Annotated in this window: 13 protein-coding genes; 11 read left to right on the plus strand and 2 right to left on the minus strand. The window is 63.7% G+C overall.

Going from position 1 to position 17,935, the window contains the following annotated elements; all coding sequences use genetic code 11:
* Window positions 1-6: 6 nt before the first annotated feature.
* From araD1 to MKI88_RS06280, 8 genes are all read left to right on the plus strand, one after another.
* Entirely contained in the window at window positions 7-999 is a 993-nt protein-coding gene (araD1, locus tag MKI88_RS06245) for an AraD1 family protein (protein WP_241630098.1), read from the plus strand.
* 2 nt (window positions 1,000-1,001) lie between these two features.
* The gene (locus tag MKI88_RS06250) at window positions 1,002-1,928 is read left to right on the plus strand and encodes a Gfo/Idh/MocA family protein (protein WP_241630099.1); all 927 of its coding nucleotides are present in this window, start codon (window positions 1,002-1,004) and stop codon (window positions 1,926-1,928) included.
* Window positions 1,929-1,946: 18 nt separating this feature from the next.
* Window positions 1,947-3,515 (plus strand): alpha-N-arabinofuranosidase, encoded by a 1,569-nt coding sequence (locus MKI88_RS06255; RefSeq protein WP_241630100.1) that lies wholly within the window; start codon window positions 1,947-1,949, stop codon window positions 3,513-3,515.
* A 120-nt stretch (window positions 3,516-3,635) separates the two neighbouring features.
* Window positions 3,636-4,649, plus strand: coding sequence for an arabinan endo-1,5-alpha-L-arabinosidase (locus tag MKI88_RS06260; protein ID WP_241630168.1), 1,014 nt, complete (start codon window positions 3,636-3,638; stop codon window positions 4,647-4,649).
* A gap of 80 nt (window positions 4,650-4,729) precedes the next feature.
* Window positions 4,730-6,151, plus strand: a complete 1,422-nt coding sequence (locus MKI88_RS06265; protein WP_241630101.1) for a glycoside hydrolase family 43 protein — start codon at window positions 4,730-4,732, stop codon at window positions 6,149-6,151.
* 305 nt (window positions 6,152-6,456) lie between these two features.
* Window positions 6,457-9,300, plus strand: coding sequence for a TonB-dependent receptor (locus tag MKI88_RS06270; protein ID WP_241630102.1), 2,844 nt, complete (start codon window positions 6,457-6,459; stop codon window positions 9,298-9,300).
* Between the two features lie 119 nt (window positions 9,301-9,419).
* Window positions 9,420-11,462, plus strand: a complete 2,043-nt coding sequence (locus MKI88_RS06275) for an MGH1-like glycoside hydrolase domain-containing protein (protein WP_241630103.1) — start codon at window positions 9,420-9,422, stop codon at window positions 11,460-11,462.
* Between the two features lie 154 nt (window positions 11,463-11,616).
* The gene (locus tag MKI88_RS06280) at window positions 11,617-13,254 is read left to right on the plus strand and encodes a GMC family oxidoreductase (protein WP_241630104.1); all 1,638 of its coding nucleotides are present in this window, start codon (window positions 11,617-11,619) and stop codon (window positions 13,252-13,254) included.
* Between the two features lie 49 nt (window positions 13,255-13,303).
* Here MKI88_RS06280 and MKI88_RS06285 read toward each other — a convergent pair whose 3' ends face one another.
* Together MKI88_RS06285 and MKI88_RS06290 are read right to left on the minus strand one after the other, a co-directional pair.
* A complete protein-coding gene (locus MKI88_RS06285) occupies window positions 13,304-14,098 on the minus strand; it encodes an STAS/SEC14 domain-containing protein (protein ID WP_241630105.1) in 795 nt (264 codons plus the stop codon).
* Window positions 14,099-14,153: 55 nt separating this feature from the next.
* A complete protein-coding gene (locus MKI88_RS06290) occupies window positions 14,154-14,516 on the minus strand; it encodes a hypothetical protein (RefSeq protein WP_241630106.1) in 363 nt (120 codons plus the stop codon).
* A 192-nt stretch (window positions 14,517-14,708) separates the two neighbouring features.
* On the opposite strand from MKI88_RS06290, the gene MKI88_RS06295 reads away from it, so the two are divergent.
* The 3 genes from MKI88_RS06295 (at window position 14,709) to MKI88_RS06305 (ending at window position 17,906) form a co-directional block, all read left to right on the plus strand.
* Window positions 14,709-16,310 carry an MBL fold metallo-hydrolase gene (locus tag MKI88_RS06295; RefSeq protein WP_241630107.1) on the plus strand — a complete coding sequence of 534 codons (1,602 nt, stop codon included), beginning with the start codon at window positions 14,709-14,711 and terminating at the stop codon, window positions 16,308-16,310.
* 57 nt (window positions 16,311-16,367) lie between these two features.
* Complete coding sequence (locus tag MKI88_RS06300) at window positions 16,368-17,180, plus strand: universal stress protein (protein WP_241630108.1); 813 nt, start codon at window positions 16,368-16,370, stop codon at window positions 17,178-17,180.
* A 69-nt stretch (window positions 17,181-17,249) separates the two neighbouring features.
* Complete coding sequence (locus MKI88_RS06305; RefSeq protein ID WP_241630109.1) at window positions 17,250-17,906, plus strand: NAD(P)H-dependent oxidoreductase; 657 nt, start codon at window positions 17,250-17,252, stop codon at window positions 17,904-17,906.
* Window positions 17,907-17,935 lie beyond the last annotated feature (29 nt).

Consider the following 17,935-nt stretch of genomic DNA (forward strand, 5'->3'; position numbering starts at 1 on the left):
TTTTTCATGGCATTGCGTCTGCTGCAGCATCGCAGCGCTGAAGGTGTGCGTTCGGTGATCGCCGCGCGGGGTGATTCCGCCGCCTTCCTTCCCGGTGTGACGAGCGTTCGCGAGCTGGCGCTGCGCGCTATCGCTGCGGACAGAAGTCTGGCCGAGATCGTTGCCGAATGCGGCTCCGGCGCTGCCGTTGATATTGCCCAAGAACTCGCCGCGGGCCGCCTGATCGCGCCGATCGATCACGAAGATCCCGCGCATATGCTGCTCACCGGCACGGGGCTCACGCACCTTGGTTCGGCCGAGGGACGCGACAAGATGCACCGCGAAGCGGCGGCGTCCCACACAAAGACCGATTCCATGCGGATGTTCCTTGAAGGCCTCGAAGGCGGCAAGCCCGCGCCTGGGGAAGCCGGCCAGCAGCCCGAATGGTTCTACAAGGGCGACGGGTCGCAGCTCGTCGACCCGGGTGCCCCGCTGACCATGCCAGCCTTTGCGCAGGATGGCGGTGAGGAACCCGAACTCGCCGGCATCTACATCATCGGCCTGGATGGCACGCCCTTCCGCATTGGCCTGTGCCTTGCCAACGAATTCAGCGACCATGTGACCGAACGGCACAATTATCTCTGGCTGGCGCATTCCAAGCTCCGCCAGGCATCGCTCGGCCCCGAACTTCTGGTCGGCGAGCTGCCCGAGCATGTCGAAGGCTCCAGCCGCATCCTGCGCGGCGGCGAGACATTGTGGGAAAAGCCCTTCCTTTCGGGCGAAGCGAACATGTCGCACAGCTTCGCCAATCTCGAGGCGCACCACTTCAAATATGATCTGTTCCGCCGCCCGGGTGATGTTCACGTGCACTTCTATGGCACGGCGACGCTGTCCTTCGCTGATGGCGTCCGCACCAACGAGGGCGACGTGTTCGAGATTGCGGCTGCGCCCTTCACGCTGCCGCTGCGCAACCCGCTCGCGCGCGCCAGCCGTGCGGCCGTGTCCGTCAGGGCGCTCTGATCATGGACCCCATCCGCATCGCCGTTGTCGGCATGGGCAAGATCGCGCGCGACCAGCATCTGCCCGCAATCGCCGGCAATGCCGCCTTCAGCCTCGCCGCCACGGTCAGCCCGCACGATCCGGGCATGCCGGGCGTGCCGCACCATCGCAGCCTCGAGGCGTTGCTCGAAGAAGGGCCCGCGGTGGATGCGGTCGCGCTCTGCACCCCGCCGCAGGTCCGCTACGACCTCGCGGCCATGGCGCTCAGGCGCGGCATCCATGTCTTTCTCGAAAAGCCGCCGGGGGCGACGCTCGCCGAAGTGGCGGCGCTCAGCGCGCGCGCTGACAAGGTGGGCGCGACCCTGTTCGCGGGCTGGCATTCGCGCTTCGCCGCTGGCGTCGGCCCGGCCCGCGCCTGGCTCGCCGAGCGAACGATCGAGAGCGTTTCGGTCATCTGGCGCGAGGATGTACGCGTCTGGCATCCGGGGCAGGCATGGATATGGGAGCCCGGCGGTCTGGGCGTGTTCGATCCCGGCATCAATGCGTTGTCGATCATCACCCATATCCTGCCGCGCCCCTTTTTCCTGAAATCGGCAACGCTCGTGCTTCCTGCCAATCGTGCCGCGCCAATCGCCGCGGATCTCGAATTTCGCGACACGGCCGGAGCGCCGATCCACATGGATCTCGATTGGCGGCAGACCGGGCCGCAGAGCTGGGACATCATCGTCGAGACCGACGCGGGAACCCTCAAGCTCTCCCATGGCGGTGCGGTGCTGTCGATCCCGAGCGGGACCGAGCATAACGAGGATCATGAATATCCCGGCCTTTATGGCCGCTTTTCAACGCTGATCCGCGGCGGCCGCAGCGATGTCGACACCGATCCGCTGCGACTGGTGGCCGATGCCTTCCTGCGCGGAAGGCGCGAGATCACCGACGCATTCCACGACTAAGAATTGAGGGGAGAGGAAATGATTGGAACCCTGCGCCGCGCTGCTGCCGCGCTGCTGTTGTCTGCTGCCGCCATCACGACCACGACGGCGGGCCATGCCCAGACTGAAAAGGCGGTCACCGCGACGATCAGCGCCGACAAGCCCGGCCCGGTCTATGACCGCCGCATCTTCACCCAGTTCGCCGAGCATCTCGGCAACGGCATCTATGGTGGGCTTTGGGTTGGCAAGGACAAGTCGATCCCCAACACCAACGGTTTCCGCAACGACGTGGTCGCGGCATTGCGCAACCTCAAGGTTCCGGTCATCCGCTGGCCGGGCGGCTGCTTTGCCGACGAATATCACTGGCGCGAGGGTATCGGCCCGAAGAACAAGCGGCCGGTAAAGGTCAACACGCACTGGGGTGGCGTGACCGAGCCCAACACCGTTGGCACCCACGAATTTTTCGAGCTGCTCCGCCAGGTCGGCGCCGAAGCCTATGTCGCGGGCAATGTCGGCAACGGCACACCGCAGGAAATGGCCGAATGGGTAGAGTATATGACCGCGCCCGCCGGCAGCCTCGCCGAGGAGCGCGCGAAGAACGGCCATAAGGAACCGTGGGCGGTGCCCTATTTCGGCGTCGGCAACGAACTCTGGGGCTGCGGCGGCAACATGCGGCCCGAATATGCGGCGGATGTGACGCGCCGCTATGCCACCTTCATCAAGGCGCCCGCGGGTACCAGGGTCATGAAGATAGCGGCGGGCGCGAATGTCGATGATTACGCCTGGACCGATGCGATGATGCGCGTGGCAGCGGGCCAGCTCGACGCACTCTCGCTTCATTACTATGTGCTGCCCGCTGGCGGCTGGCCGCCGCGTGCGCCCGCCGTCGACTTCGACGAAGCCGGCTGGGCCGACGCCTTGGCGGGTGCGTTCCGCATGGACGAGCTCATCTCCAAACACAGCGCGATCATGGACAAATATGATCCGCAAAAGCGCGTCTGGCTGGCGGTTGACGAATGGGGTGCCTGGTATGCTCAGGATGCGGGCACGCATCCCGGCTTCCTTCGCCAGCAGAATACGCTGCGCGACGCGCTGATCGCCTCGATCCACCTCGACATCTTCGCCAAACATGCCGACCGCGTGAAGATGACTGCCATCGCGCAGATGGTGAACGTGCTGCAGGCGATGATCCTGACCGAAGGTGACAAGATGGTGCTCACGCCCACCTATCACGTCTTCGAGATGTACAAGCCCTGGCAGGACGCAACCGTGCTGCCGATCAGGATCGATACGCCCTGGTATGCGAAGGACAAGTGGACGATGCCCGCGGTCAGCGGCTCGGCGGTGCGGGCGAAGGACGGCAAGGTCCATGTCGGCCTGTCCAACCTCGATCCCAACCAGCCTCACACGGTAACGGTGAAACTGGATGGTCTTGCCGCGCACGCTGTCTCGGGCCGGATCCTGACGGCGCCCGCAATCAACTCGCACAACAGCTTCACCGCGCCCGATGTGGTGAAGCCCGCGGTGTTCACGAGTGCCCGGATCGAGGGCGGGGTGCTGAGTGTCAGCCTGCCGCCAAAGTCCGTGGTCGTGCTCGACCTGCAATAAGCAGCGACATCTGCGGCGAACATGGCGTGAGCCGGTTCGCCGCAGGGCGCCGGACTGGCTGCCGACAAGTCTCGTAAAGAAAAAGGGAGAGTGGATTTGAGGTTTGCAAGGATCGCGCTGATGGCGGGGATTGCGGCGCTTGCCCTGGGCGGTGCCGCGGTCGCGCAACAGGCGGGCGAGCAAGGCAAGCAAAGCCTCAACAGCCGGCTCGCTGGCGATCTCGCGCCCACGCATGATCCGGTGATCATCCGCGAAGGCGACACCTATCATGTGTTCGGCACGGGCAATGGCGGCCGTTACATCGAGACGCGCAGCTCGAAGGACCTTGTTCACTGGACCGCGGGTGCCCCGCTGTTCGACAAGATCCCCGATTGGGCGAAGCAGGCGATACCCGGCACCGACGGCATGTGGGCGCCCGACATCAGCTATGTGGACGGCCGCTACCGGCTTTACTATTCGGTCTCGACCTTCGGTTCCAACCGTTCGGCGATCGGCCTTTTCTCCAGCCCCACGCTCGACCCCAAGGCGCCGGACTATGGCTGGCGGGATGAAGGGCTGGTGGTCATGTCGACGCAAACCGACGACTTCAACGCGATCGACCCCAACTTCATCATCGATCGCGAGGGCAGGCACTGGCTGTCGCTGGGCAGCTTCTGGAGCGGCATCAAGCTGTTCGAACTCGAACCGCGCACCGGCAAGCCATTGAAGCCGGATGCAAAGCCCTATTCCATCGCGCGTCGTCCGGCTCCCGCGGGCGGACCGGCGCCGGTAGAGGCGCCGTTCATCGTCGATCACGGCGGCTATTACTGGCTGATCGTGTCCTATGACTATTGCTGCAAGGGCGCGAACAGCACCTATTACACGGTGATCGGCCGATCGCGCGTAATAACCGGCCCCTATCTGGGCAAGGATGGCAGCGCGATGATGGAAGGCAAGGGGACGATCTTCCTGCGCGCCGATCTGCAGGAGCAGCAGCGCTTTCGCGGGCCCGGCCATGCCGGGTGGCTGCGCGACCGCGATGGCAGGGATTACGTCGTCTATCACGCCTATGACCGGCAGAAGAATGGCGCACCAACACTCAGGATCGCGCCGATCCGCTGGGGCGCGGACGGCTGGCCGGTTGCCGAATATTGATAAGCCGGGCGGGCGCGGTCGCCCGCCCTTTTTCCGACTATCGCCGCCTCCCCGAAGATCGCGGCACAGGAGTATCCGATATGAGCCTCAACCTGTCCCGCCGCGGCTTCATTGCAAGCACCGCCATGCTTTCCGCTGCGCCCGTCGTAGCGCGCGCCGCCATGTCGGACGTGCCCGACATCGCGCCGCAGAACCCGCTCGTGAAACAGCGCGCCGATGCGCAGATCTTCCGCCACGAGGATGGCTGGTATTACATGACCGGCTCGGTGCCCGAATATGACCGGCTGGTGCTGCGCCGCTCGCGCACGCTGGCGGGCCTCGCGACCGCGGAGGAAGCGGTGCTGTGGCGCCACCTTTCCAGCGGCCCGATGTCGGGTTTCATCTGGGCGCCCGAACTCCATCTGATCGACGGACGCTGGATCATGTATTTCGCGGCCGGCCCGAGCGGCGGCGGCGAGGATGTGTTCCGCATCCGCACCTATGCGATCGTCTGCGACGGGCCCGATCCGATGAAGGGGAAATGGTCGGTGCTCGGCCAGTTCCAGGCGCCGTGGGACAGCTTCAACCTCGATTCGACTATCTTCGTCCATCGCGGAAAGCGCTATTTCGTGTGGGCGCAGCGCGAACCGGGGATCGAGACCAATTCCAACCTCTATATCGCGCCGCTGGCGACGCCGCTCACGCTCGCCGCCAAAGCCACGCGCCTGACCGTGCCGACGCTCGACTGGGAGATCCAGGGTTTCAAGGTGGCCGAGGCCCCAGCGATCCTTGCTCGCAACGGACGGCTGTTCATGACCTATTCCGCCAGCGCGACCGATGCGCGTTACTGCCTCGGCCTGCTGACCGCCGCGGACGATGCCGATATCATGGATCCGCGGGCATGGACCAAATCGCCCGAGCCGGTGTTCGTCTCGTCGGAGGTCACGAAGGTTTACGGGACCGGCCACAACAGCTTCACCACCGATGAAGAGGGTCGCGACATTCTCGTCTATCACGGGCGTGATTATTCGGCGATCACGGGCGATCCGCTGTTCGATCCCAATCGTCACACGCGTGTCCAGCGGCTCTATTTCCGCGCGGACGGCACGCCTGACTTCGGCATTCCCGTGGGCAATGGTCCGTTGCCCGGACGCTTTTCTCCCGCCGACCGCAAAGAAGCCTTCCTCGCGCATGACGGGCAGCGTGCGATCGTCGGGCAGGCAGCCCTGCCGGCCACGCAATTCCGTCTGGCGCCGGCGAGGGTTAGCGGGAGCGTCACGCTCAGTCCGATCGATATGCCCGACTATTGCCTTACCTCTGGAGCGGATGGTCGGATCATGCTGGCAAAGGCTGAGCAGGGCGCAGACTTCGTCCGGCGCAGCGCATTCGTGCCCCGTGTCGCGCCCGACAACAGCGTCCGCTTTACCGCCGTTGCGAGTCCGGATAAGGCGCTCGCGCATCGCGAGGGCGCCATCATTCTCCATCAGGCCGAGGATGCAACGACGCGCTGGCTGTCGAGCTGAGGCGTGGGCGACTCGAATTAACTCTGACTTGTGAAGGGCATTTCGATGCCCAGAACGCTGCCGGATTTTGGAATGACAACGGTAACCATCGCTCGTGGTGGCCTCCGTACCCTTGCGGTCCGAAAGCGAAAACTCAGATTAAATATGGAAATAACAGAGCCTTGTTTGGCGTTTGTCTCTGATATTTCGGGCCATTTTGTGGGGATTTCAGGACGCAAATTTACCCTTGCGTCATCCGCGGTCTGGAAATAAATACTCCGAGTTAATGAGGGCCGCGGCAATGGGCCGGCCAAGGGGAGGATAAGATGGCGTTCAAGCCTGTAGTCATGTGTTCCGTGTCCGTTTTCTCGCTGATGCTCGCGAGCGCGGCGCACGCGCAGGTTGATGCTGCCGCGGAAGCTCCTGCGACCGCCGAGGCTTCACCGGGCGGCGATGCCGCGACCGACGAGGAAATCATCGTCACCGGTGTGCGCGCATCGATCGTCGGCGCGCTCAACGTGCGCAAGGAATCGGTCCAGATCGTCGACTCGATCGTCGCCGAGGACGTCGGCAAGCTCCCCGACAACAACGTCATCGAAGCGCTCCAGCGCGTCACCGGCGTCCAGGTCACCAACCGTGCCGGCGGCGAGGCGGCGGGCGTGTCGATCCGCGGTCTCACCGATCCGCTGACGACGATGAACGGCCGCAACATCTTCACGTCGTCCGGCCAGTCCTTCCAGCTTCAGGATCTTTCGGCGAACCTCATCAAGCAGGTCGACGTCTTCAAGACGCGCGCGGCCGACCAGATCGAGACCGGCCTTGCCGGCCAGATCGACGTGCAGACGCGTCGTCCCTTCGATTTCGATGGCTTCGCCATTTCCGCTGTCGCACGCGGCATCTATAACGAGCAGGCCGACACCTATAACCCGAACGTCAGCGCGCTCATCAGCAATCGCTGGGAAACGGGCATCGGTGATATCGGCATCCTCATCAACGGCAGCTATTCGCGGACCAAATATCGCGACATGACCGTCACCGCGGGCGCCTTCGTGCCGTTCGCGACCGAAAATCCGCCCGCCGGTTCGGGGCTGACGCCGCTTGAGCGCATCTTCCCGGGCCCCGACAATGTGAACTGGCAGCCGGGTCAGGATTACGGCCTGCCCACCGCGCCGGGCTCGACGCTCAACATCAACGGCGTCGACACGCCCTATTATCTCGCGCGCGACGCCGTGTTCAGCTCCGATCTCTACGGCAAGCGCGAGCGTCCAGCGGTCAATGCCGCACTCCAGTGGGCGCCCAACGACAGCTCTGAATATACGGCCGAATTCTTCTACAATGGCTTCCGGGGGCAGACCTTCAACAGCCTCCAGTTCAGCTTCGTCGACTGGTGGGGCAACCTTGGCTCCGATCCGGCGTCGACCTTCGAGCTTTACGACGGTACCAACATCATGAGCGGCCGTCGTGTCGGCAGCGTCTATGGGTTCAACAGCGGCGACTTCGCTAAGAACAAGACCGACAACTTCCTTTACGCTTTGAACGCCAAGTGGAATGTCGGAGACCATGGCAAGATCGTGGCCGATCTCGCCTGGCAGGACAGCACCTACAAGAGCTCGTTCATCGCGCTGCGCACTGATCGCGTGGCGGATTCGATCGACACCGTGTTCAACGCCGGTGGCGGCATCCCGTCCTATCACTTCAACGACGATTCGCTGCTGGCCGATCCGGGGCAGTGGAACCTCGCCCAGTTCTACGACAACGCCAACAAGTCGAAGGGCAGCGCGCTAACCTTCACGCTCGACGGCGAATATGAGTGGGACGAAGGTTTCCTGCGCAAGATCAAGGGTGGCATCCGTTACGATGACCGCAAGGCCGCGGACTCCGTCCGCGGCCAGGAGGCGGGCTCGCTCGGGCGACCCTTCTCGACGCTCGATCCGGCAGCCTATTTCACGAACAAGGGCTTTTTCGATGGCCGCGCCGACGTGCCGACCTCATGGGTGCTGCCCAGCGGTTACTGGCTTTACAACAATGCCGACACGGTTCGCGCGCTCTATCAGTCGGTGAATCCCAACATCAGGCTTTCGGATGATCTGTCGCTGATCAAGGTCTTCGACATCAACGAAGTCACCATGACCGCCTATATCCAGGCGGACGGGGAGGTTTCGATCTTCGGACGGCCGCTGCAGATGCAGGCGGGCCTGCGCTTCGTCTCGGTCGACACCGATTCCGTGTTCACCGATCGCTATTCGGATCCGCTGGTTTCGACCAGCGGCTCGACGGGCACCGAGAAGCTGCTGCCCAGCTTCACGCTGCGCTACGCGATCGAGGACAATCTGCGGCTGCGCTTCAACTATGGTGAAACGCTGCGCCGCCCGGCCTTTGGCGATCTCAACCCCAACTATACGCTGGTGGGCGATCTCACCAATGTCGGCTATGGCAGCGGCACCAGCGGCAACCCGAACCTGAAGCCGACCACCTCGAAGAATTTCGACCTCGCGCTCGAATGGTATTTCGAACGCAACAGCGCGATCTACGCCACGCTGTTCCGGCGCGAGATCGACGGGCTCGTGGTGCCGCTCAGCTCGCTGGTCACCATCCCCAATACCGGTCTCAACACCGATACCTTCCTCGTCACCCAGCCGCAGAACGCGTCAAATGGCGTGCTGAAGGGGCTCGAAGTTGGTCTCACCTATTTCCCGACCTATCTGCCGGGCATTCTCGACGGTCTTGGCATCCAGGGCAGCCTGACGGTGCTCGATTCGAGCCAGACGATCCCGCTCGACGACGGGCAGGGCAATGTCATCGGCGAGACCCAATCGTCCTTCTTCGGCGTGTCGGACCTCTCCTACAACGTCACGCTCGCCTATGAGCGTGGTCCGGTCGGCGCGCGTCTGTCCTATGTCTATCGTGACGCCTTTCTCGCCAACAACGAGGCGCGTCTGTTCGCCAATCCGATCGGCGTGTGGCGGACCCCCGAAAAGAGCCTGGACCTCCAGTTCACCTACAACATCAACGAGGATCTCGGCCTGACCTTCGACGCGGTGAACCTCACCAAGTCGAAGCAGCAGACCTATTACAAGTTCGACGATGTGGGCGGGCCTGACCAGTTCAATCTCGGCACCACGCTGCTCGCGCGGACCTTTGCGCTGGGCGTCCGCTACACCTTCAAGTGATCTCTCCGCGGGGCGCAGGCGTTATTCTGCGCCCCCCTCGGGCGGTCTCTCCGGGCATCCTGTTCGGCCCGGAGAGACCGCCCCTTCGTTTTTGGGGCGTCTTCGGAAAAGGCAGGAAAATGAGGTCACGTCTGTGGATTGCGATGGCGATCATGCTGGCCACCGCGATGCCCGTGCCCGCGATACCAGCGACGCCTTCCCCGGCGGTTCGGGCAATGGATACACGCCGCATCGCGCTCGAGCGCTTCGGCAATGATGCGCCCTGGTATGAGGAGCGTATCCCCTTCTTCGAATCCGCCGATCCGCGCCTCGATGCGGTCTATTATTATCGCTGGGCGCTGTTCCGCGCGCATCAGCGCGATCTCGGCACCGAAGGCTATATCTCCACCGAGTTCCTCGACGACGTCTCGTGGCAGCGCGAACCCTTTGCCAGCCTCAACGACGCCACCGGATTTCACATCGGCGAGGGGCGCTGGCTCAATGACCGCCGCTATGCGGGCGACTATATCGATTTCATGTATCGCGGCGGCAACGATCGCCACTTCACCGATTACATGGCGGATTCGGTCTATGGCCGCTTTCTCGTCGATGGTGATCGCGAAGCCGCGCTGCGGCACCTGCAGACCATGCGCCACATCTATCGCCTGTGGGACGAGAAGTATGATTTCACCAAGGGGCTCTATTTCGTCGAACCTCTGCTCGACGCGACCGAATATACGGTCTCGTCGATCGACGCCTCGGGCGGGAAGGACGGTTTTCGAGGCGGCGATTCCTTCCGCCCGTCGGTCAATTCCTACATGTTCGCCAATGCGCGCGCGCTGTCCCGGCTCGCGGAGATGGCGGGCGACCAAGCGATGGCCCGCGAATATGCTGCACGCGCCGATGCGCTGCGCTCGCGGACGCTGGATGCACTCTGGAGCAGCGACCTCTCGCACTTCATCGATCGCTACAAGGTCGAAAACGAGCATGTGAAATACTGGTCGCCGATCCGCGCGCGCGAACTGGTCGGCTATCTGCCGTGGATGTTCGATCTCGCGCCCGATGACGCGCGTTATGCGGCCGCCTGGACGCATCTGCTTTCACCCGAGGCTCTGGCGGGCAAGACGGGAATGCGCACCGTCGAGGCGAGCTACCAATATTATATGAAGCAGTATCGCTATCTCGGCAGCGACCCCGAATGCCAGTGGAATGGCCCCGTCTGGCCCTTCCAGACGACGCAGGTGCTGCACGGCATGGCCAATCTGCTCGATCACCATGACCATAAGGGGCCGGTTACGCGCGGCGCCTATATGCGCCTGCTGCGGCAATATGCGGCGCTCCACTATCAGGATGGCCGGCTGGATCTGGAGGAGGATTATCATCCCGAGACGGGCAAACCGATCGTCGGGCTCGACCGCAGCCATCACTATTTTCACTCGGGCTTTGTCGATCTGGTCATGACTGGCCTTGTCGGCATCCGCCCGCGCGCCGACGATGTGCTGGAGGTGAACCCGTTATTGCCCGATGCCGGCGATCCGCAGGCGCTGGCATGGTTCCGCGTCCAGAATGTGCCGTATCACGGACGCCGGATCGCGATCACATGGGATCGGGATGGCCGCCATTATGGACGCGGCAAGGGGCTGTCGATCGAGGTCGATGGACAGGAAGTAGCGCGCAGCGCAACGCTTCGCCGGCTGACAGTGCCGATCGACCGCGCGCCCGTGCCCGCCTATGCGCGCCCGATCAATCGCGCAGTGCAGCTGGTGCGCGGCATGTTTCCGAAAGGGCAGGCATCCAGCAACGCCGATGCCGAAAACGTCCATGACGCGATCGACGGCCGGCTCTGGTTCTTCCCCGAGCTGGCGAACGGCTGGTCTTCGGCGCCTTCCGGCAAGGAACAATGGTATGCGATCGATCTCGGCGAGCCCGCTCGTCTCGCGCGCGCCGAACTGGCGTTCTTCGATGATCGCAAGACCCATGCGGTTCCTGGCGCCCTTCGCCTCCAGGCGTGGACGGGGCAGGAGTGGCGCGACTTGACCGCATCTAGGGTCAAGCCGGTGCCCAATGGCATCACGCACGTCGACTGGCCCGAGACAACCGCAAGCCGCGTCCGCGTCGTGATGCGCCAGCGCCCCGGCCGCGCCATTCGCCTCGTCGAATTCAAACTGTTCGGTCCCGACTAAACCGTCCAGCCGGGCGAGACAGGTTCCACCCCGCTCTTCATCTGTCCGTTGGCAAAGCCGTCGGCATCGCGCCGGCAGTCTTGCGGTCCGCCATATTGACGTGCCACGGCATCTGGTGGTCTGCCCGAGGGGACCGAACGAGGAAAGCGTGCGCATGAGTGACCCGGCGAAGGACTTTGGGACCTATGACTATGTCATCGCCGGCGCGGGCTCGGCGGGCTGCCTGCTCGCCAATCGTCTTTCCGCGGACCCCAGGAACCGTGTGCTTCTGCTCGAGGCGGGCGGCAAGGACGACTGGATATGGTTCCACATCCCGGTCGGCTATCTCTTTGCCATCGGCAATCCGCGCGCGGACTGGATGTTCGAGACCGTGGAAGAGAAGGGGCTTGCGGGACGCAGGCTTGCCTATCCCCGCGGCAAGGTGATCGGCGGCAGTTCGGCGATCAACGCAATGATCTATATGCGCGGGCAGGCCGCCGACTATGACGGCTGGCGTCAGCTTGGCCTCACCGGCTGGGATTGGGAAAGCGTGCTGCCTTATTTCCTGCGCCATGAGGATCACATGGCGCCCGAGGGCGAGCACCACCGCGCCGGGGGTGAGTGGCGGGTGGAGAATCCGCGCGTGCGCTGGGACATTCTCGACGCCATTCGCGCGGCGGGCGCCGAGATCGGCATCGCTCCGGTCAGCGACTTCAATTGCGGTGACAATGCCGGCTCGGCTTATTTTCAGGTCAACCAGCGGGCGGGGCGCCGGGTAAGTACCGCGCGCGCGTTTCTGAAGCCTGCGCTCAGCCGGCCCAATCTCAGGCTGGAGACGGGTGTCGAGGTCGAGCGCGTCACCTTCGATGGCAGGCGCGCGACGGGCCTTGTCTTGCGTCGCGGCAATGAGCGCTTCGAAGCCCGCGCCAGCGGCGAGGTGATACTGGCTGCCGGCGCGATCGGCTCGCCCAAGATCCTCCAGCTTTCAGGCGTCGGCGAACCCGAAATGCTGCGCGATTTCGACATTCCCGTGGTTCACGCGCTGCCGGGCGTGGGTGCCAATCTGCAGGACCATTTGCAGATCCGCCCCGTGTTCAGGGTGACCGGGGTTTCGACGCTGAACACGCAATACGCCAATCTGTTCAGGCGTGCCGGCATGGCGCTCGAATATGCGCTGTTCCGGCGTGGGCCGCTGACGATGGCGCCGTCGCAGCTCGGCATGTTTGCACGATCGTCCGAAAATCAGGCCACACCCGATCTGCAGTTCCATTTTCAGCCCCTGTCGCTCGACAAATGGGGGGACGGCCTGCATCGGTTCGGCGCCTTCACCGCCAGCGTCTGCAACCTGCGGCCCACCAGCCGCGGACGCGTGGCGCTGGCAAGCGCCGATGCCGCCGCGCCGCCGGTCATCGCACCCAATTATCTGGCGACCGATGAAGATCGGCGGGTGGCGGTCGCCTCCCTCAAGCTCGCGCGCACGATCGCCGCGCAGGCGCCGCTCGCCTGCTTCAGGCCAGAGGAGTTTCGCCCCGGTGCCGACGTCCGGAGCGACGATGATCTGCTCAGGGCGGCTTCCGAACTGGCCACGACCATCTTCCACCCCGTCGGCACGGCAGCCATGGGGGCTGCGTCCGACCCATGTGCGGTGCTCGACGAGCGGCTTCGGGTACGCGGTATCGAGAGGCTGCGCGTGATCGACGCATCGGCGATGCCGCGCATCACCTCGGGCAACACCAACGCGCCGACGCTGATGATCGCGGAAAAAGGCGCTGCCATGGTGTTGCAGGACGGGACCGGCCTGTCGCAGCGCTAAGGCTCTGCGGCGGGGTCATGGTCGTCGTCTCGCACTATCGCAATGAGGATCAGCCCGCGATCGCCTTGTCGATCTGTTCGGGATTTGCTGCGATGCCGCCCTTCAGCCAGCGCCACGCCTCGTCTTCTTCATCGGCATCGAAATGGCGCATGTCGGTCCTGACCAGCGGATCGAGAGTCATCACCAGCGATCGCAGCCAGGTCGGCCCACCGACGATGGCATAACGTTCGATATGCCTTGCGAGCTTCAGCTTGAGCTCGAGGTAGCGGCGGTCCGCCAGCAGTGCGGGGTCGAAACCCCGGAGATCCTTGATCCGGCCGAGCACGCGGATCGGTTGGTCCGATGCGACTGCGGCTTCGAGCACCCCGATAAAATCCTGGATTTCCTCGCGCTCGATCTTACCGTCGAGTTCGAAGGCAAGGATATGTGCGTCGCCCGTCGACAGGCGGTGAAAGCCTGGCGCTCGCGGCCGTCGCTCCTCACCCTTGACCCAGGCAAGCGCACGGTGGCGCTCCTCGGGCGTGAAGACTTCGTAGCTGACATGCGGGAGCAGAGCGCTCTCGATCCGCGCCATCGCCCGTACCCAGGCGTGCTTGCTGACGATCGCGATCCGGCCGAAACGCTTCAGCTGCGTCAACAAGTGCGCCCCTCGCGAAATGCTGTCATGCCAGGCTTCGGCGCTGACGCCTTCGAGGTCGGCAACCTCCGAGAAAAGGTGCACCTCGTCATTGTCTTTCAGCGCCTCATCGACGAGTTGGATGGCAATATCGACGTCGGCCTGTTCAAGCGTGCCCGAGAGTCGGAATGCGACGATGTCGGGGGCGGTCGGAATCCTGCTCAGCACGATGATCTCCTCGACATTGGCCTTGTCATCCTTCGCAGCGTCATCCTTCGCAGCGTCATCCTTCGCAGCGCATCACGCGGAACGGAAATTGCTCGCCATCGGCCTCGGTGATCGTGACATATTCACCGAGGCGAATGGGATGCGTTTCCAGATGGAAGATCGCTTCATCGTCATCGTCGCCCACGGCATAGGACAGAGCCCAGCCGCCACCTGGCCTGCGGATCACATAGCCCGTCTGATCGGCTTCGTTGGGCCAGTATCGACGCACGGTGGCAAGTTCGGGATCGGCACGGAATTCAACCGGGTCGATGCGTCCCTCGGCATCAAGCGGCAAGCGTAGCAGGTAGACGCGGCCCGGAGACCCGTTCGGGAACTCGGGTGTTCGCGCAAGTTCGAGGCGTATTGTTTTCCAGCTCATGGCGCAAAGCTGCGACTTTGCGCTGCCCGATGAAATAGGGATTGATACGGATGAGGCGCGCGCGCCGGATCCGCTTTCGATCAGGTGGCCGATTCTGCCGACCGGCGCGAGGCCGGCGACTAGGTAGAGTCCCGCATATCCTTGGCGTGTCTCGCGTCCCATCGTGAATCTGAATTTCGAGGATGGCTTGCCATGGGATATCCCGCCACGGTCACGATCCACGGCGCTGGTCGCACGGTCACGGGCTCGTGCTTCGAAGTCACTTCGGGCGACAGGCACGTGCTTGTGGATTGCGGCCTCTTCCAGGGCTCGCGAACGCTGGAAGCACTCAACCGTGAGCCCTTTGCGTTCGATCCTGCGCAGATTGATGCCGTGATCCTCACCCACGCGCATCTGGATCATAGCGGGCTTGTCCCGCGTCTCGTCGCAGAAGGGTTTTCGGGGCCGATCTGGGCGACCGCGCCAACCGTCGATCTTCTCGTTCCGATGCTCAAGGATGCGGCGCGTCTGCAGGAACAGGATGCCGAACGCCGCAACCGCAGACTGGACCGGGCCGACGAGGATCCGTTCGAGCCGATCTATACCGTCGCGGACGCAGAGGCCGCGCTTGCCCGGTTGCGGCCGATATCGTTGGGAAGCCTGTTCACGCCCGCGCCGGGTTTTGAGGCAATGTTGTGGAACGCGGGCCATATTCTCGGATCGGCCTCGGTCGATCTGCGTCATGCGCAGAGCAGGCTGCTATTCTCCGGTGACATCGGCCCCGAGCACAAGGCGTTCCATCCCGATCCCGATGCACCCTCCCGGTTTCACCACGTTTTTTGCGAGAGCACCTATGGCGATCGCGAGCGCGAAACCGTGACCATCGAGGAACGCCGGCGGATGCTGGAAGCCGAGGTCAAGGCTGCCATGGCGCGTGGCGGAAATCTCGTGATACCGGTCTTTGCGCTGGAACGTACGCAGGAATTGCTGCTCGATCTGGCGCGGCGGATCAACGCCGGGACCTTGAAAGCAGCCCAGGTGTTCATCGATTCGCCGCTGGCGATGCGTGCGACCGAGGTCTTTGCGAAATATTCCGCGAAGCTCGAGGATCTGGGGTCCGGCGAGGTGTTTCATCACCCTGCCTTTCATTTTGTGGAGGACGTCGCGGCCTCGCGCCGGCTCAATGACATGTCGGGTGCGATCATCCTTGCCGGCTCGGGCATGTGTGAGGGCGGGCGGGTCCGCTACCATCTGCTCGAGAACCTCGCCCGCCGCGACTCGACTATCCTGTTCGTCGGATTCCAGGCCGATGGAACGCTCGGACGAACGATCCTCGATGGCGCGAAACGCGTCCGGATTTCGGGGCGAGACGTTGCTGTTCGCGCTGTGATCAGGCGGATGGACAGCTATTCGGCGCATGCCGACAGGACCGAACTCGCCGCCTGGATCCATGCCCGAGAACCCATTTCGGGCAGCCTCTTCCTCACGCACGGCGAACCGGGCGCGATCGAGGCGCTGCGGCGTTCGCTCCAGGGCGAGATGGCCTCGATCCTCGTACCCGAGATCGGGGAGACCTATGCGGTGCCGCCCGATGGTCTGGCGCGCAGATTGAAGACGGGGCGCGAGGACCTGCGCGATGCGCTTGGTCGTGACTGGCAGAACGACTATGCGGCCTTCACCGTCGATCTCAAACGCGCGCTGGAACAGATCGACGCCGACCACAATCGCCGCGAAGCCATACGCCGGATGCGCGGCATTCTCACCGATTATCGGGCCGCGCGATCGCAGCAGGCGGCCCTCCGTAAAGTCACCTAATTACGGCCTCCTGGGGGCGTCCTAAGCTCGACGGGCAAGGACAACAGGAGCAGGTCCATGAAGTCGATCCTCTTGCTCATCCGGCCCGACAACCATCAGGAAGAACGGCTGCAATGTGCGCTTGATCTCGCGCGCGCCTTCGATGGTCATATCTCGTGCGTGCAGGTGACGCCCTTCGATCATTTCATCGGCGGCGACCCTTTTGGCGGGATGCACGGCTGCGCCGAACTGATGGCGAAGCTTCGCACCGAGGAAAAGGTGGAACGCGAACGCGTCGAGGCGCACCTTGCGCGCGAGGGCGCGAGCTGGGACTGGCTGCATTTCGACGGCAATGCCGTGCAAACCGTGCTCAGCCAATCCAGGCTCGCCGATGTGATCGTGCTCAGCCAGGCAATTCGCGGCAAGACCGAAGGCATCCGGCCGCTCCCCATAGCCGCCGAGGTCGCGATCCATGCGCGCGCACCCGTCATGGCGGTGCCGGCAATCTTCAAGGGGCTGGATGCATCCGGCACAGCGATGGTCGCCTGGAACGGCTCGTTCGAGGCGGCCCAGGCGCTCCGGCTCGCGCTGCCGATGCTCCGCGGCGCGGGCAAGGTCTGCCTCGTCGAGGTGACCGATGACATGCACGATTTCCCCGCAACCGAAGCCGCGTCCTACCTGTCGCGTCATGGCATCGCCGCCGAGCTGCATCAATGGCGTCGCGAAGGCCGATCGACCGCCGATGTGTTGCTTGATGCCGCCGCACAGCTCAGGGCCGGCTATGTCGTCATGGGCGCCTATGGGCACTCGCGCGTGCGCGAGACGGTCGTAGGCGGCGTTACGCGCGACCTGATTTCAGGCAGCGCGATACCGCTTCTGCTGGCGCACTAGGACCCGCGGCAGCCGCGACCTTTGGGCGTGCCGTCGCACGTTCCTGCGATTGACCTTCAAGGCAGGTGGATGACCGACATGTGTGCTTCTCCCGCTTCAGCCCCGGCACGCATGCCACGGCATGCGATCATTCTGACCCACCCCGCGCCCGACAGCTTTTGTGCGAGCGTGGCCGATCGCTACCGGCAGACGGTTGAGGAGGTGGGACACGAGATCGTCGTGCGCGATCTTTACGGCCTGAATTTCGATCCCGTGCTCAAGGCCAGCGAACGACCGACATGCGCGGATTTCATGCTCAGCGACGATGTCGCCGCCGAGCTGGCCGCGATTGGCGGTTCCGACGTCTTCGTTCTCATCTATCCCATCTGGTTCGGAACCCCGCCCGCGATGCTCAAGGGCTATGTCGATCGCGTTCTCGGCGCAGGGTTCTCGCACCATGCGATCCGGAACCAGGAGTTCAACCCGGTCATGACGGGCAAGCGGATGATCAGTTACACGTCATCGGGAACCAGCTGGGCCTGGCTCAACGAAAAGGCCGCCTGGCTCGCGCTGCGCGAAGTCTTCGACGACTATCTTGCCAATGCCTTTTCGCTGGCGTCGGTCGAACATGTGCATTTTTCCTCGATCGTCGACGGACTCAAGGAACGATTTGTGCGCGAGCATCTGTTCCAGGTCGAGGAAACCGCGCGCAAGCTCTGCGCGACGATCGAGCGGGCGGCACGCTGAGGCAAACTGGCGTGCCTCGAATTCAGGAT

Source organism: Sphingomonas sp. LaA6.9 (assembly GCF_022601895.1).
Lineage (GTDB): Bacteria > Pseudomonadota > Alphaproteobacteria > Sphingomonadales > Sphingomonadaceae > Sphingobium_A.

Excerpts from the sequence above, each read along its gene's own strand:
- MKI88_RS06300 (WP_241630108.1), top strand. The coding sequence starts at position 16,368 with ATGAAGTCGATCCTCTTGCTCATCCGGCCCGACAACCATCAGGAAGAA.
- MKI88_RS06280 (WP_241630104.1), top strand. The coding sequence starts at position 11,617 with ATGAGTGACCCGGCGAAGGACTTTGGGACCTATGACTATGTCATCGCC.
- MKI88_RS06250 (WP_241630099.1), top strand. The coding sequence starts at position 1,002 with ATGGACCCCATCCGCATCGCCGTTGTCGGCATGGGCAAGATCGCGCGC.
- MKI88_RS06270 (WP_241630102.1), top strand. The coding sequence starts at position 6,457 with ATGGCGTTCAAGCCTGTAGTCATGTGTTCCGTGTCCGTTTTCTCGCTG.
- MKI88_RS06275 (WP_241630103.1), top strand. The coding sequence starts at position 9,420 with ATGAGGTCACGTCTGTGGATTGCGATGGCGATCATGCTGGCCACCGCG.
- MKI88_RS06295 (WP_241630107.1), top strand. The coding sequence starts at position 14,709 with ATGGGATATCCCGCCACGGTCACGATCCACGGCGCTGGTCGCACGGTC.
- MKI88_RS06290 (WP_241630106.1), bottom strand. The coding sequence starts at position 14,516 with ATGAGCTGGAAAACAATACGCCTCGAACTTGCGCGAACACCCGAGTTC.
- MKI88_RS06265 (WP_241630101.1), top strand. The coding sequence starts at position 4,730 with ATGAGCCTCAACCTGTCCCGCCGCGGCTTCATTGCAAGCACCGCCATG.
- MKI88_RS06255 (WP_241630100.1), top strand. The coding sequence starts at position 1,947 with ATGATTGGAACCCTGCGCCGCGCTGCTGCCGCGCTGCTGTTGTCTGCT.
- MKI88_RS06260 (WP_241630168.1), top strand. The coding sequence starts at position 3,636 with ATGGCGGGGATTGCGGCGCTTGCCCTGGGCGGTGCCGCGGTCGCGCAA.
- MKI88_RS06305 (WP_241630109.1), top strand. The coding sequence starts at position 17,250 with ATGACCGACATGTGTGCTTCTCCCGCTTCAGCCCCGGCACGCATGCCA.
- araD1 (WP_241630098.1), top strand. The coding sequence starts at position 7 with ATGGCATTGCGTCTGCTGCAGCATCGCAGCGCTGAAGGTGTGCGTTCG.